Below are 13,374 nucleotides of genomic sequence, written 5' to 3' on the forward strand. Positions count from 1 at the left end.
GCGGGTCAGTTTAAGCATTCAGCTTGAATAGCGATAACTGGGACATATCCGTAAAGGTTTTATATGCTGCCTGCAGCGCGGTTTGCTGCATGGTATAGCTGGAAATGGTTTCAGCGTAATCAACATCCACCATACTACTCATTTGGGTACTGTAAATCAGGTCCCGATCGTCGCCCTGGGCATCCAACGTATCAAGTTCAGACAGCTGCGAGCCAATGCTGGAGCGCACGCTTAATACATTGTTCAGAGAATTACTCAGGCCACGGTTGGTTTTATCCATTGCATCCTGGAAGGCCTGTTTAGTCGTCTCATCGGCATCTTCCTGTGGGGTTTTCAGCGCAGCAATTGCACTGTCCAGCATGGCGAACAGGTTAGTTTCACTGGCGCTGCCATCTGGTTCTGCCGTGGCGTTGCCGGTAATTGCCATAAAAATGCCATCGCCCGTATGGCCAACTGTCATGGTACGGCTGCTGTCAACTTTTTGCGTGATCGCGTCAGTACCGCCCGCATAAGACACGCCCGTGATCGCATCATCAACAAACGGTGCGCTGTCTGTTTTATAACCGGCAAAGATATAGCGTCCATTACCATCCTGGCTGTTCGCCTGATTAAGTAATTGTGCACGGATGCCCTCTAACTGAGTGGCTATCGAACCCCGGTCATCGTCACTCAGCGTACCGGTTGAGCCGTTAACAATCAGCGTTTGGGCATCCTGGATACTGCTGGTTACGCCACTCAGGGCGTTTTCTTCCAGCGACAACCCCTGACTGGCGAAAACGCGTGCCTGAGCATACTGACTGCTTTGCGCCTGAGCCTGCGAGAGCACCACCGCACGTGAAGCCGCAATCGGATCATCAGACGGGTTAGTGACCCGGCGACCACTGGCAAGCTGCGCGCCAACTTTCAGCCAGGAAGATTGCGAATCGGTAATCCCGCGAACCTGCTGGTTAAAGATCATATTTGTACTAATACGCATACTGTCCTCCGTCCTTAGCGGATGCTCATCAAGGCATCAAAAATGGCGCTGGCGGTTTGCAGTACTTGCGCATTCGCCATGTAATATTGCTGATATTTAGTCAGGTTGGCGTACTCTTCATCAAGGTTAACGCCGGAAACGGATTGCTGGCGATCGGTCAGCTGATTTACCACGCTTTCCTGCGTGGTGCTGGCCGTTTCCAGAGAGCTGGTTTTGTTGCCTACGGTGCTGACAATGCTGGCATACGCCTGCGATAGCGTCGCGTTACCGTTCACCAGATTCGCATCCTGCAGATCCAGCAGCTTTTGCGCGTTGCGGTTGTCGCTTTCGCCGCCGGTCGCAGCGGCAGCGGCAATCTGTGATTCATCGGTAATAGCCACCGACATGCCACCAATCACATTCTGCACGGGCTTCACCAGAAAACTGTCTTTGGCCGCAGGCGTGCCGTCAACGGTCAATTGCAGGCCATCAAAACTCAGCGTGGTATTACCTTCGTCGTCGGTATCCTGGGTGATACTGACCTTCACATTGTCGGAGGTGCGTGTCGCGGTCCAGTTGCTGCCGTCATAGCTTACGGTGTAATTCGCCGCTTTCAGTGCGCTACTGTCGGTCCACGTTGCCGTCACGGTCGCGCCTGGCTGGCTATTTTTACTGTTGCTGAGTACCGACGGGCTGCCAATGTTGAAGAAATCGACCCCCTGATCGCCGTTGCTGTCGTAGCCTTCTTTGTGCACTGCGTTAAAACTGGTGGTAAAAGCTGCGGCGAGCTGACCCAGCTGGTTCTGCACCAGGTCCAAATCCTGCGAGCGGAAAGCCAGCACTCCTCCTAACGAGCCAGTGGTGAGCAGCTTTTCCGGGATCTCAACATTCCCGGCCATGTTATCGACATAGCCCACGGTAGTACGCGTTGGATCGCTACTGGAGCTCATCGCCACCAGCGTATTTGTTTTGCTGCCATTGACCAGCGTCAGGCCATTAGCCATCGACACCACATAGCCGCCATCCTGCTGTGAAACGGTTACGCCGACAACATCGTTCAGGTCATTAACCAACTGATCGCGCTGATCGAGCAGGTTATTCGGTGCATCGCCGTTGCTGGTTGTCAGTTTGGCGATTTGTTTATTCAGATCGGCAATCTGCGAAGTGTAGGTATTAATTTGATCAACGCTGGACGCTACGTCAGTGTTGACGCTGTTTTGCATATTGGTCAGATATTGCGAATAAGACTGGAACTGGTTCACCAGGCCCTGTGCATCGCTCAGCATGGACTGGCGTGCCGAAGGATCGTCCGCGTTACTGACTACGTTTTGCAGGTTAGTAAAAAAACTCTGAATAGAATCGGAAAGGCTGGTGGTCGATGTGGACAGAAGATCGTCAATATTCGAAATTTGGCTGTATTGGCTATTTACCGCACTATAAGACGCGCTGGAACCACGCAGCTGCGCGGTGATAAAAGCATCGTACTCGCGCTGTACGCCGGTAACATTCACCCCATTTCCGTAATAGCTGCTGCCCTGTAACGTACTGTTGGCCTGCGCCAGAATAGTGGTCTGCCGTGAATAACCCGCGACGGTGTAATTAGTAATGTTATTACTGGTGGTACTTAATGCAGCCTGTGCGGCACTCAATCCGCTCATGGCAGAGTTAATTATGCTGGACATTTCGGTTCCTTACATTTCCCGTCCGTTAACCGGGCTGGCAGTCATCAATATGGGTGCCAGCATGCGGAAACGCTCCCTGGCTTATGATGATATTATCGGCGTGCTTAAGTGAAACTTGAGGCAAAAATCAGAACAAATCATTTAAATTCTGGCTATACGCCTTCACCACTTTTTCGCCCATGCTTTTGAATTGCTGGATCATTCCTACTAATTTTTGTGCATATTTCGGATCGGTAGCATAACCAGCAGCCTGTAGCGCCTGCGCACCCTGTTCTGCACTTTGCGCGTTGGCAACAGCGGCATAACGTGGGTTATTAGCGATCAGTTTGACGTAATCGGTTAACGCTTCGAAATAGGAGCTATAGACGCGGAAACTGGCGCGCACTTTCTTCGCCTCTCCCCCTTCATATTCCGTGGTCATAATATCGGTGGTTTCGCCTTTCCAGTCGCCGCTGGCTTTGATACCAAATACGTTGTAACTCGGTTTGCCATCACGGGTGAGAATTTGACGCTGGCCCCAGCCCGACTCCAGCGCTGCCTGCGCCAGAATAAGGTGATGAGGAATACCGCTTTGCTGGCTGGCAGCCTGCGCGGGTTGTGCCAGCTGGGCGATAAACTCACTGCTGTCGCTGGGCAAATGAGCGGGCGACACCGGCAGGCGCGGCATCGCCTTACGCACGATTTGCTCCAGCTGCTGCGCTGGCGCAACGGTACTCAGAATAAAGCTGTTGTCCAGCTTCATCGGCACGGTTCCGGCGCGTTCGTCCGGTGCTTTGGCGGGTTGCATTTGTTTGACAATGGTCTCCGCCAGTCCAAGCCCGCGTTTACCTATCTCCTGCCCCAGTTGCTGATCGTAAAGCGAGGTATAAAGCCGGGTCTGGTCATTACTTAACAGGCCATCCTGCGGCAACGCTTCACGCATGCTTTTTAGCATCATCTGTACGAACATGCCTTCAACCTGACGAGCAACCTGCAGGGCTTTGCCTTTGGGATCACTGCTCGCCTGGCGCTTCAGTTCGTTTAATGAGCGGCTGTCATAAGCCGCGTTCATCAGCATTGGGGTATCAGCCATTAGATAATTTCCAGTTTGGCACGCAGACAACCGGCGCTCTGCATCGATTGCAAAATCGACATCAGCTCGATAGGCGAGGCACCCAGTGCATTCAGTGCGCGCACCACGCTGTTCAGACTGGCGCTGGCGCTGACGCGTTGCAACGCGCCGCCGCTCTGACGCAGATCGATCTGCGTTTGCGGCGTAACCACCGTTTGACCACCCGCAAAAGGTGTGTCCGGCTGGCTGACGTTTTGCTGCTGATTCACCGTTACCGACAGATTGCCCTGTGCTACCGCACAGGTATCCAGCGTCACTTCGCGGTTCATGACCACAGAACCGGTACGTGAGTTGATAATGACTTTGGCGTCTTCGATGGGGATTGCCACATCAATATTCTGAATCTCAGCCAGCAGACGCACCTGCGCGCCGTTGTTTGGCGATACGCGTATCTGCACGGTACGTGCATCCAGCGGTTGCGCTGCGCCATAACCACCGCGCGCGTTGATCGCATCAGCAATGCGCTGTGCCATGGAAAAATCTTCACTATTCAGCTGCAGGTTGATGGTGTTCTGAGAACCAAAATTGCTCTGCAGTTCTCGTTCCACCGTGGCTCCGCCGGTAATGCGTCCGCCGTTCAGCTGATTAACCTGAACGCTGCTGCCGCCCGCCGCTGCACCCGCGCCGCCAACCAGAATGTTGCCCTGCGCCAGTGCATAAACCTGGTTATCAACGCCTTTCATGGGCGTCATCAGCAGCGTGCCGCCGCGCAAACTCTTGGCATTCCCCAGCGATGACACCACCACATCCAGCGTCTGCCCCTGACGCGCAAAAGCAGGCAACTTTGCCGTTACCATCACCGCCGCAACGTTTTTCAACTGCATATTGGTGCCGGTTGGTACGGTAATGCCCAGCTGCGAAAGCATGTTATTCACCGTTTGCGTAGTGAATGGGGTTTGCGTGGTCTGGTCACCTGTGCCATCAAGGCCCACCACCAAACCGTAACCCAGCAGCTGATTGTCACGAACGCCCTGTACTGTGGTCAGATCGCGGATACGATCGGCCTGAGCCAGCAGGCTTACACCCAGCAACAGGCACAGACCGAAACGCAGAAGCGTTAACTTTTTCATCGTAACCTCTTACATCGGCGAGATATTTAAGAAGAAGCGTTGCAGCCAACCCATAGTCTGCGCTTCATTGATATAACCGTTACCGACGTACTCAATACGTGCATCGGCGACCGCCGTTGACAACACTGCGTTACTGGCGCTGATCGTGCGTGGGTTCACTACGCCCGAGAAGCGAATAAACTCGGTGCCCTGATTAATGGCGATCTGTTTTTCACCCACCACATGGAGGTTGCCGTTTGATAACACCTGATCCACAGTGACGGTAATCGTGCCGGTAAAGGTGTTATTCGCTGATGCGCCACCTTTCCCTGCGAAATCATTTTTACCTTCCATCCCAAGGTTCGCTTTTTCTCCACTGGCCCCCACCAGACCCGTCAGTGCGGTTGGCACGGTGCTTAAGCCAAAGCTGTTGCTGCCGTCACGACTGGCATTGGCAGAGGAACTTTTACTGGCGCTAACATTTTCCCGCAACGTAATGGTTAAGGTATCGCCAATATTACGCGGGCGACGATCCTCAAACAGCGGCTGGTAGCCATAGTTGAGTGGTGCAACACCCTGGAAAATGGAGCCGTTGACCACTGGCGGCGCCGACGGCAGCGGCTGGGCTGTGGTCGCTCCTTCTACCAGCGGTGTGCGCGGCACTAACGCACAACCGTTAACAGTCAGCAGCAGCGTGGCTACTAACCAATGTCCAGGCTTGAGAATCTGTTGCTTCGCCACGGAATTACGACCTTATCTCTGTCTGTTCTTCAGGCCAGCCGACGCTGGCCCTTACCACCAGCTTTACAGCTGGGTTAATTTCTGCAGCATCTGATCAGACGTACTGATCGCTTTGCTATTGATCTCATACGCGCGCTGCGTCTGGATCATCGTGACGAGTTCTTCCGCCACATTGACGTTCGACGTTTCCACATAGCCTTGATACAGAAGTCCCGCGCCATTCTGACCCGGCGTGCTGTCGGTAGGCGCACCTGACGCCTGCGTTTCCTGGTACAGGTTCTCACCTACGCTGTCGAGACCAGCATCGTTCATAAAGGTGCTCAGCGTTAACTGCCCCACCTGTGTCGCCTGGGTTTGCCCCTGCTGCGTTACGCTTACCACGCCATCGCGTGCAACAGTGATGCTTGTCGCGTTAGCAGGAATAGTGATGCCAGGCTGCACCGGGAAACCGGAGTTCGTCACTAACTGACCATTCTGATCCACCTGAAACGAACCATCGCGGGTATACGCCGAGGTGCCGTCTGGCATCTGAATCTGGAAATAACCCTGACCGTTGATGGCGATGTCTTTTGAGTTATCGGTCTGCGACAGATTGCCCTGGGTATGCAGGCGTTCAGTGGTCACCGGGCGCACACCCGTACCAATCTGTAACCCGGACGGCAGTGTGGTCTGCTCAGACGACTGCGTGCCCGGTTGGCGCATGGTTTGGTACATCAGATCTTCAAATACAGCACGTGAGCGCTTAAAACCGTTGGTACTGACGTTTGCCAGGTTGTTGGCAATCACGTCCATGTTCATTTGCTGCGCATCAAGACCGGTTTTGGCGATCCATAAAGAACGAATCATGTTGTTATCCTCGCGCCTTAGCTGCTCATGTTCAGCAGCTGATTGGCTTTTTGCTCGTTTTCATCAACGTTTGCGATCACTTTCATCTGCATCTCAAAACGTCGGGCGTTGGCGATCATGTCGACCATGGTTTCCACCGGTTTAACGTTGCTGCCTTCGAGCACACCCGGCATTACCTGCATGGTGGCGTCGGCCTGCAATGCCGCGCCGCGTGTTGCCTGCGTCGCTTGCGTTGGGCGGAACATGCCGTCGTCACCACGCTGCATCTCTTGCCCGCTGGCTTTCACCAGCTTCAGACGGCCAAGCTGCACCGTGGCGTTTGGCGCATCACCCGCATTTAACGCGGTGATGGAACCGTCAGCAGCAATAGTCATTTCCGCGCCCTGTGGAATGGCGATCGGACCGCCATCGCCCATCACGGGATTGCCCTGAATCGTTAACGTTCCGTTCGGGCTGATTTGCATATTGCCGTTGCGGGTATACGCTTCGCTGCCATCAGCGGTACGCACCGCCAGCCAGCCATCTTGCTGAACCGCCACGTCCAGCGGACGCTCGGTATAATCCATTGCGCCCTGGCTCATATCCGCCCCTGGCGTCGAAGCCGTAACCAGAGTGCGGGTTGGCAACGACCAGCCGCTGACTGGCACGGCGCGCAACGCGTTAAGCTGGGCACGAAATCCCGGCGTTGAGGCGTTGGCGAGGTTGCTGGCAGTAACGGCTTGCTGATTCAGCGTTTGGCTGGCAGCCCCCATTGCGGTATATATTGCGTGATCCATAAAGCAATCCCGTTAGCGCATTAACGTAAGTTAACCAGCGTGTTAAGAATCTGGTCCTGAGTTTTGATGGTCTGGGCGTTCGCCTGGTAGTTACGCTGCGCCACGATCATATTTACCAGTTCCTGACTCATATCAACGTTGGAGGCTTCCAGCGCACCTGCCGTCAGGGAACCGTAAGTGCCGGTATTAGCCAGACCAATCGCCGCCTGCCCTGAGGAGTTAGTTGCAGACCAGACGTTATCGCCTGCTGACTGCAGCCCTTCCGGGTTAGAGAAGCTCGCCAGTACGATTTGACCCAGCAACTGGGTTTGCTGGTTGGAGTAAGTCCCCGTAATCGTGCCATCATCGTTAATCGCGTAACTGGTCAGATCGCCAGGGGCATAACCATCCTGGGTAGGATTACCAAAGGTGGTGGAGCCCGTATTTTGCTGCGCGCTGCCCAGCATATTCAGCGTGATCGCTTGATTAGCTGCAGCACCGTTAGCGCCCGCCAGGTTTATGGTCAACCCAACGGTGCCATCTGTCGTGCTGGTGTCATCGCTGCCGTCTGCCTTCAGTCGGGTGATACCGGTCAGTTGGCCGTTGGTATCAAATTTCATTCTGAAATCACCAGCGGCCTCGCCAGTGGAGGAATCTATCGCATGGACGGTCCAGCTATTGGCGGTGGCGTCTTTGACGTAGTACATGTCGAGGGTATGGTCGTTGCCCTGAGAGTCGTACACCGTCATGGTGCTTTTTGCGTTGTAGCTATCGACATCACTGGCGGAGAAAACAGGCACATCTGGCGTGGAATCGGTCGAGTTCAGGTTCGCCACCTGGCTTGCTGTGGTCGTGGCACGCGCGGCCATCTGCGTCGTGGGGATAGTGATCGCCACGGGATTAGCACCGGTTTGAATCGTCGGTGGTACACCGCTGGCTGGATACCCCGTCACGGTCAGCCCCTGGGTATTGACCAGGTTACGATTTTCATCGAGCGTAAACTGACCATTACGTGAGTAATACACCGCACCGCTGGTATCCGTCATACGGAAGAAACCGTTACCGCTCAGCGCCACGTCCAGACCACGACTGGTCGTAGTTGTGGTGCCATCATTGAAGTTCTGGATCACCGCGGCCACTTTAGTACCGAGGCCCACATTGGAGCCGGCGAACATATCGGCAAACGCAATGGTGCTGGACTTAAAGCCCGCCGTTGCGGCGTTAGCAATGTTGTTACCGATGACATCGAGGTTACTTGAGGCAGCGCCAAGACCGCTTACCGCTTGGGAAAATGACATGTTTGCTTCTCCTGCTTACAGGTTGATCAGAGAATCTGACGTACTTCGTCAAGGGTGACGGAGCCCATGGTGCCGAGATCCAGTTTTGTGGTGTCGTCCGTCGTAATTACCCCATTGACGTAGGCGTAGTTAAGCGGCTGTGTCACCAGTTGGGTGCTGCCATTGCTGGCGGCAATCGAAACCGTATATTTGCCATCTGGTGCCGTTGAACCGTCGGCCAATGTGCCATCCCACGAGAAGGTGTGAACGCCCGCGCTGAGCGCCCCGAGGTCAACGGTGCTGACCGTATTACCACTGGCATCTTTGATCGTGGCGCTGGCCGCGGTTGAGGCGGTGGTCAGTGACACACCAAACGGTGTCGTTGTGCCGCTGCCGACCAGCACCTGCGAGCCATCAACCATCACGCCATGACCAATTAAGGTTGAGGTTTGCAGCGACTGGTTGGCATTAATCTGACCGGATATTGAACCCAGCGTGGTGTTAAGTTTCTCAATACCGCTCAGGGTGTTGATCTGTGCCAGCTGCGTGGTGAGCTGACTGTTATCCATCGGATTGGTGGGATCCTGATTTTGTAACTGCGTCACCAGCATGGTCAAAAACTGATTTTGTAAGTCTTGCGCGCTGTTGCCGCTGCTGCTGCTGGATGAGCTAAGGACGCTGGGGTCCAGTGACTCGTTAACGCCTACTGAGATAGCCATTTTTATTCTCCGTTATTGACCGATCGTCAGGGTTTTCATCATCATTGATTTCACGGTGTTCAGCACTTCAACGTTGGCCTGATAACTGCGTGACGCTGACATGGTGTTGACGGTCTCAGAAACCACGTCTACGTTAGGCATCTTCACGTAGCCTTTCTCATCGGCCATTGGATTGCCTGGGTCATAAACCAGTTTTGCCGGTGACGGATCGTTAATCACCTGCGCCACTTTTACCCCGCCCGTTGCAGCACCTGGTGCGGCATCCGTTTGAAATACTACCTGTTTTGCCACGTATGGCTGGCCGTCAGGGCCGGTCACGCTATCGGCATTGGCCAGGTTACTGGCGCTAACGTTTAATCGCTGTGATTGCGCGGTCATGGCTGATCCGGCAATGTCAAAAATGTTCAGCAAGGCCATAATTATTGCCCTTGTAACACGCTCATCATGCTTTTGATCTGGCTGCTGATAAGGGTGAGATCGGTTTGATATTTCAGGCTATTATCCGCGAACTGAGTACGCTCGCGGTCCATATCGACGGTATTGCCGTCGGCAGCAGGCTGATCGGGAATGCGATACAGCAAATCCATTGATGACGCAGCGTGAGTCTGTGCTTCAATGTGTCGCGCCGAGGTAACGTTGAGTGACAGGCCTGTCGTAGCCCGCCCATTCTTCATCGCCTTGTTCAGCTCGCTGGCGAAGTCAATATCACGGGCCTGGTAACCCGGCGTATCGGCGTTAGCAATGTTTGACGCCAGGATCTCCTGACGCTGGGCACGCAGGTTGAGGGCTTCAGTACCGAATTGCAGTGCCGCATCCAGTTTGTCGAGCATGCTTCCTCCGCGAATGAGAATTCCGAGCTGGCAGCTTAATAGGAAAAAAGCAAGGGCGATCGTCTGAATAACGCCCCAAATCGTCGCTATTTTTGCTCTTGACGTTTTTTTTCTCCGCGTAAACTCGTTGCCATTATCAGTAAGGAGCAGCACCATGCGTGGATACCCCATTCTGTTGGCCAGCCTGCTGGTCATGATCGCGCTGCCTTCCAGCGCCGCCGATCTCAGTGCACAACTGAATCAATTTTTTAAAGCACGCGATCCGCAACATGCCGCGGGCATTAACGTGCTGGTGCGCACACCGAAAACGCAATGGCCTGAATGCGATGCGCCGCGATTCTCCCTGCCGGGCAATAGCCGCTTATGGGGCAACATGAGCGTGGCCGCTAATTGCGATCAAAATCGCCGTTATATTCAGGTACAGGTACAGGTAAGTGGTCAGTATCTGGTGGCGAAACGCCAGCTGGTACGCGGCACCAGCGTAAAGCAAGATGACTTCAGGATGCAGAGTGGACGGCTGGATACGCTACCGGCCCGCACGCTGTTCAATAGCGATTCGGTGGCGGATGCGGTCGTTCTGCGTGATATTCAACCCGGCCAGCCGGTGAGTTTGTCGATGCTGCGCCAGCCGTGGCGCGTGAAAGCCGGACAAAATGTGACGGTCATTGCCAGCGGCGAAGGCTTTGATGCCAGCAGCGAAGGCAAGGCGTTAAACAATGCTACCCGCGCACAATGGGTGCGTGTGCGCATGGCCAATGGTCAGATTGTTAGCGGCCGGGTGAGCGATGATGGGAATGTTCTGATAACACTATAAAGCGTTAAAGAAGCCTGTTGTTCTGCCGATAGAAGAATCAACAAAGCGATTACGCTATTCTGATTCAGGTGGCAGACCCCCTGATCGTACAGGAGCTTGAATATGAGCATCGACAGAACACAACCGCTGAAGCCCGTTAGCACCGTCCAGACGCGTGACACTAACGAGCAGAACAGCACGAAAGTGCGTCAGCATGAGACCACTACGGCAACCACGCCAGGTTCCGCGCAGGTCAGCCTGAGCAGCGCCCAGTCACAGCTGATGCAGCCAGGCAGCCAGGACATCAATGTCCAGCGCGTAGAACAACTGAAAACCGCCATCCGTAATGGCGAACTGAAAATGGATACCGGCAAGATAGCGGATGCGTTAATTGCCGACACCAGGGCATATTTAGAGGGTAACTAATCCCCATGAACACGTTGCTGACCACATTAGATAAGATGCAGGAAGTCCTGTCTTCGCTAGCCAGTTTGCTCAACGAAGAACAGCACCAGCTATCGGCTGGCCAAATCAACAGCAATCTGTTGCAGCGCATAACGGAAGATAAGAGTGCGCTGCTCTCGACGCTGAATTATCTGGATGAAATGCGTCGCGCCGCAGAAACTCACCTGCAGATTCAGGCACCTTATGATGGTCAGAGTGACATGTCACATCGCTGGCAGCATATTCAGCAATACACCCGCCGCTTGCAGGATAGTAACGTCCACAACGGCCTGCTGTTACAGCATCAAATTCGTTTTACCCAGGATGCGCTTGAGGTGTTGAAGCCGCATCAGACCCAGGCATTTTACGGTCCGGATGGCCGGGGTAAAGGCCAGTCAACGCTGAGTCGTAAAATTTAATTCAGACGTTTTTACTTCGCTTTGCCTGTAAAAAATCCCGCTCATCACGCGGGATTTTTCTGCTTAAACGGCGGTTCGCCGGGCATAATCACGCAGGCGGAAGCCGAGTAAACCAAGCATCAGAAAATATACGCCTCCCCCCACCGCACACACGGCCGCCAGCCGAAGCAAACGCCACAGCATCGTGCCTTGCTCCCACATCGGCATTACCAGCAACATGCCATACAGCGCCGCCGCCATGACCATAACGGCTAAAACCAGCCGTAAAAGAAAGGTTCCCCAGCCGGGTTGTGGTCGGAATATATCCTTTTTACGCAGCTGCCAGTAAAGCAGCGCAGCGTTTAAACAGGCCGCCAGGCCAATGGACAATGACAGGCCTGCGTGCTTCAGCGGCCCAATAAATGTCAGGTTCATGAGCTGGGTCATGATTAAGGTAAAGATAGCGATTCTCACCGGCGTTTTAATGTCCTGACGCGAATAGAAACCCGGCGCCAGCACTTTCACTACGATCAGTCCCATCAAACCTACCGAATAGGCGATCAGTGCGCGTTGCGTCATTAACGCATCAAAGGCGGTAAATTTGCCGTACTGAAACAGTGCAATGGTTAGCGGGCCAGACAACATACCTAACGCCACCGCGCAGGGTAGCGCCAGCAGAAAGCACAGACGTAATCCCCAGTCCATCAAACGTGAATATTCATCATGGTTGCCGCTGGAAAAACTCTTTGCCAGTGATGGCAGCAAAATGGTGCCCAGCGCCACGCCCAGCACGCCGGAAGGAAACTCCATCAGACGGTCAGCGTAATACATCCACGATACTGAACCAGAAACCAGAAATGAGGCGAAGATGGTATTGATGATCAGCGACACCTGACTGACCGAAACGCCTAAAATCGCCGGTCCCATCTGACGCATGACGCGCCAGACCCCTGCATCTTTTAAATTGATGCGTGGCAGCACCAGCATGCCAATTTTTTTCAGGTGCGGAAGCTGATACCCCAGTTGTAATACGCCTCCCACCACCACCGCCCACGCCAGCGCCATGACCGGTGGATGAAAGTGCGGCGCGGCAAATAGCGCAAAACCGATCATGCTGATATTGAGCAGCGTTGGGGCAAAGGCCGGCACAGAAAAGCGGTTCCAGGTATTGAGCACCGCGCCTGTCAGCGAGGCGAGCGAGATGAGCAGGATATAAGGAAAGGTCACGCGCAGCAGCGAGCTGGTCAGGGCAAATTTATCCGCGGTGTCGGCGAAACCTGGCGCGGTCACTAAGATCACCCACGGTGCCACAATCATGCCTGCCACGGTCACGACGGCTAAAACCAGCGTCAGCAGACCAGAAACATAGGCGAAAAAAAGCCGGGTTGCCTCATCCCCCTGTTTGCTTTTGTATTCAGCCAGGATCGGCACGAAGGCCTGAGAAAATGCGCCTTCGGCAAAAATACGGCGCAAGAGGTTAGGTAATTTAAACGCAACGAAAAAGGCATCGGTTGCCATTCCGGCACCAAATACGCGCGCCACAATGGCATCACGAGCAAAACCCAACACGCGGGAAAACAGCGTCATGGAACTGACCGCTGCCAGCGATTTCAACAAATTCATAATTAGCGGCGCATCCTGAAAAGAATCGGCAAAATGAGTGAGTTAGCGCAGGCATCCGTTGATGCCCGGCGATAGTCTACTGGCCTGGCGAGAAATCACCAACTCTGAGTGTTACAAGGGATTATTTACGTTCAGATTCGCGTCATCACTT

General features: G+C 54.1%; 16 protein-coding genes. 4 read left to right on the forward strand and 12 right to left on the reverse strand.

The genetic code is table 11. The features are described from left to right. Nucleotides 1-10 precede the first annotated feature (10 nt). Both flgL and flgK read right to left on the reverse strand, forming a co-directional pair. Complete coding sequence (gene flgL / locus QRY16_RS10145; protein ID WP_289776491.1) at nucleotides 11-976, reverse strand: flagellar hook-associated protein FlgL; 966 nt, start codon at nucleotides 974-976, stop codon at nucleotides 11-13. Nucleotides 977-990: 14 nt separating this feature from the next. Further along, the gene (gene flgK, locus QRY16_RS10150) at nucleotides 991-2,637 is read right to left on the reverse strand and encodes a flagellar hook-associated protein FlgK (protein ID WP_289776492.1); all 1,647 of its coding nucleotides are present in this window, start codon (nucleotides 2,635-2,637) and stop codon (nucleotides 991-993) included. On the opposite strand from flgK, the gene QRY16_RS10155 reads away from it, so the two are divergent. Beyond that, the gene (locus QRY16_RS10155) at nucleotides 2,627-2,749 is read left to right on the forward strand and encodes a hypothetical protein (RefSeq protein WP_289776493.1); all 123 of its coding nucleotides are present in this window, start codon (nucleotides 2,627-2,629) and stop codon (nucleotides 2,747-2,749) included. The two genes, flgK and QRY16_RS10155, sit on opposite strands and share 11 nt — an antisense overlap. Before the next feature lie 15 nt (nucleotides 2,750-2,764). On the opposite strand, the gene flgJ is transcribed toward QRY16_RS10155, so the two are convergent. The 9 genes from flgJ to flgB all read right to left on the reverse strand — a co-directional run bounded on the left by flgJ (nucleotide 2,765) and on the right by flgB (nucleotide 9,965). Continuing rightward, entirely contained in the window at nucleotides 2,765-3,709 is a 945-nt protein-coding gene (gene flgJ / locus QRY16_RS10160) for a flagellar assembly peptidoglycan hydrolase FlgJ (RefSeq protein WP_193405463.1), read from the reverse strand. Beyond that, nucleotides 3,709-4,818: a flagellar basal body P-ring protein FlgI gene (locus QRY16_RS10165; RefSeq protein WP_289776494.1), complete on the reverse strand. Its 1,110-nt coding sequence runs from the start codon at nucleotides 4,816-4,818 to the stop codon at nucleotides 3,709-3,711. Before QRY16_RS10165 ends, flgJ begins: the two co-directional genes overlap by 1 nt. A 9-nt stretch (nucleotides 4,819-4,827) precedes the next feature. Continuing rightward, entirely contained in the window at nucleotides 4,828-5,538 is a 711-nt protein-coding gene (locus QRY16_RS10170) for a flagellar basal body L-ring protein FlgH (protein ID WP_289776495.1), read from the reverse strand. 63 nt (nucleotides 5,539-5,601) lie between these two features. Beyond that, nucleotides 5,602-6,384 carry a flagellar basal-body rod protein FlgG gene (flgG, locus tag QRY16_RS10175; protein WP_193405466.1) on the reverse strand — a complete coding sequence of 261 codons (783 nt, stop codon included), beginning with the start codon at nucleotides 6,382-6,384 and terminating at the stop codon, nucleotides 5,602-5,604. A 17-nt stretch (nucleotides 6,385-6,401) separates the two neighbouring features. Further along, nucleotides 6,402-7,160 (reverse strand): flagellar basal body rod protein FlgF, encoded by a 759-nt coding sequence (locus QRY16_RS10180; protein WP_289776496.1) that lies wholly within the window; start codon nucleotides 7,158-7,160, stop codon nucleotides 6,402-6,404. Nucleotides 7,161-7,180: 20 nt separating this feature from the next. Beyond that, a complete protein-coding gene (gene flgE, locus QRY16_RS10185) occupies nucleotides 7,181-8,437 on the reverse strand; it encodes a flagellar hook protein FlgE (protein WP_289776497.1) in 1,257 nt (418 codons plus the stop codon). Between the two features lie 26 nt (nucleotides 8,438-8,463). Then, nucleotides 8,464-9,135 carry a flagellar hook assembly protein FlgD gene (gene flgD / locus QRY16_RS10190; RefSeq protein ID WP_289776498.1) on the reverse strand — a complete coding sequence of 224 codons (672 nt, stop codon included), beginning with the start codon at nucleotides 9,133-9,135 and terminating at the stop codon, nucleotides 8,464-8,466. A gap of 12 nt (nucleotides 9,136-9,147) precedes the next feature. After that, nucleotides 9,148-9,552: a flagellar basal body rod protein FlgC gene (gene flgC / locus QRY16_RS10195; RefSeq protein ID WP_193405470.1), complete on the reverse strand. Its 405-nt coding sequence runs from the start codon at nucleotides 9,550-9,552 to the stop codon at nucleotides 9,148-9,150. 2 nt (nucleotides 9,553-9,554) lie between these two features. Further along, nucleotides 9,555-9,965, reverse strand: a complete 411-nt coding sequence (gene flgB, locus QRY16_RS10200; protein ID WP_193405471.1) for a flagellar basal body rod protein FlgB — start codon at nucleotides 9,963-9,965, stop codon at nucleotides 9,555-9,557. 154 nt (nucleotides 9,966-10,119) lie between these two features. On the opposite strand from flgB, the gene flgA reads away from it, so the two are divergent. The 3 genes from flgA to QRY16_RS10215 all read left to right on the forward strand — a co-directional run bounded on the left by flgA (nucleotide 10,120) and on the right by QRY16_RS10215 (nucleotide 11,621). Then, the gene (gene flgA, locus QRY16_RS10205) at nucleotides 10,120-10,779 is read left to right on the forward strand and encodes a flagellar basal body P-ring formation chaperone FlgA (RefSeq protein ID WP_289776499.1); all 660 of its coding nucleotides are present in this window, start codon (nucleotides 10,120-10,122) and stop codon (nucleotides 10,777-10,779) included. A gap of 102 nt (nucleotides 10,780-10,881) precedes the next feature. Further along, nucleotides 10,882-11,184 (forward strand): flagellar biosynthesis anti-sigma factor FlgM, encoded by a 303-nt coding sequence (gene flgM, locus QRY16_RS10210; RefSeq protein ID WP_289776500.1) that lies wholly within the window; start codon nucleotides 10,882-10,884, stop codon nucleotides 11,182-11,184. Nucleotides 11,185-11,189: 5 nt separating this feature from the next. Further along, complete coding sequence (locus QRY16_RS10215) at nucleotides 11,190-11,621, forward strand: flagella synthesis protein FlgN (protein WP_289776501.1); 432 nt, start codon at nucleotides 11,190-11,192, stop codon at nucleotides 11,619-11,621. A gap of 63 nt (nucleotides 11,622-11,684) precedes the next feature. Here the strand turns inward: QRY16_RS10215 and murJ are convergent, their stop codons facing one another. Beyond that, nucleotides 11,685-13,223 carry a murein biosynthesis integral membrane protein MurJ gene (gene murJ, locus QRY16_RS10220; protein WP_289776502.1) on the reverse strand — a complete coding sequence of 513 codons (1,539 nt, stop codon included), beginning with the start codon at nucleotides 13,221-13,223 and terminating at the stop codon, nucleotides 11,685-11,687. Nucleotides 13,224-13,374 lie beyond the last annotated feature (151 nt).

The organism is Mixta mediterraneensis (genome assembly GCF_030283135.1).
GTDB lineage: Bacteria > Pseudomonadota > Gammaproteobacteria > Enterobacterales > Enterobacteriaceae > Pantoea > Pantoea mediterraneensis.